This window comes from Burkholderia sp. Bp9012 (assembly GCF_003853825.1).
In the GTDB taxonomy this organism is placed as follows: Bacteria; Pseudomonadota; Gammaproteobacteria; order Burkholderiales; family Burkholderiaceae; genus Burkholderia; species Burkholderia diffusa.
This window is the reverse complement of sequence record NZ_QTQA01000078.1, coordinates 1-1243: the sequence shown is the minus strand read 5'-3', so window position 1 is coordinate 1243 and position 1243 is coordinate 1. Positions and strand designations below refer to the sequence as shown.

At 65.4% G+C, this 1243-nt stretch carries 1 protein-coding gene and 1 pseudogene; both read left to right on the top strand.

Annotation, left to right across the window (positions count from 1 at the left end):
* On the top strand, positions 1-1080 hold a 1080-nt coding region (locus DIE11_RS35975; protein ID WP_124629851.1), incomplete at its 5' end, for an ABC transporter ATP-binding protein.
* A gap of 10 nt (positions 1081-1090) precedes the next feature.
* Positions 1091-1243 (top strand): annotated as a pseudogene (locus DIE11_RS37350) (putrescine ABC transporter permease PotH); the annotation flags it as partial.

Sequence of the window (1243 nt, the reverse complement as noted above, 5' to 3'; positions counted from 1 at the left end):
TTCGTGCGCATCGAAAACGTCGTGAAGAAATTCGGCGACAGCACGGCCGTCGACAACGTGAACCTGACGATCGCAAAAAACGAATTGTTCGCACTGCTCGGCAGCTCGGGCTGCGGCAAGTCGACGCTGCTGCGCATGCTCGCCGGGCTGGAAACGGCCACCTCCGGCAAGATCTTCGTCGACGGCGAGGACCTCGCGTCGCTGCCGCCGTACCGCCGGCCGGTGAACATGATGTTCCAGTCGTACGCGCTCTTTCCGCACATGTCGGTCGAGTCGAACGTCGCGTTCGGCCTGAAGCAGGAAGGTACGCCGAAGAACGAAATCAAGGAGCGCGTGGCCGACGCGCTTGCGCTCGTGCAGATGAGCAAGTACGCGAAGCGCAAGCCGCATCAACTGTCGGGCGGCCAGCAGCAGCGCGTCGCGCTCGCCCGCTCGCTGGTGAAGCGCCCGAAGCTGCTGCTGCTCGACGAGCCGATGTCCGCGCTCGACAAGAAGATCCGCCAGAAGACCCAGCTCGAACTGGTGAACATCATCGAGAAGGTCGACGTGACCTGCGTGATGGTCACGCACGACCAGGAAGAAGCGATGACGATGGCGAGCCGCCTCGCGGTGATGAGCGAAGGCAAGATCGTGCAGATCGGCTCGCCCGGCGAAGTGTACGAATTCCCGAACAGCCGCTTCTCGGCCGAATTCATCGGCTCGACGAACCTGTTCGAGGGGCGCGTGGTCGAGGACGAACCCGATCACATCTTCGTCGAGAGCGACGACCTCGAGGCACGCATGTACGTGAGCCACGGCGTGACCGGCCCGCTCGGCATGCCGGTCGGCATCTCGGTGCGCCCGGAGCGCGTGCACGTGTCCCGCGAAAAGCCCGGCTCGCATCACAACTGGGCGCGCGGCGTCGTGACCGACATCGCGTACATGGGCGCGTATTCGCTGTATCACGTGCGCCTGCCGAGCGGCAAGACGGTGGTGTCGAACCTGTCGAGCTCGCACCTGATGCACGACAGCGCGCCGGCGTGGAACGACGACGTGTTCGTGTCGTGGTCGCCGGCCAGCGGCGTCGTGCTGACGCAATGAGGGCGACATGATGAGAACTTCCGCTTCCACGCCTTCCGCGCCGGTGCCGACCGGAGCGACCGCTACGACTCAGGCCGCCAAACGCCGCAGCCGCTTCGCCGCGCTGTCGCGCTTCCTGCCGTCGGGCCGCGGCATCGCGATCGGCGTGCCGTTCGTGTGGCTC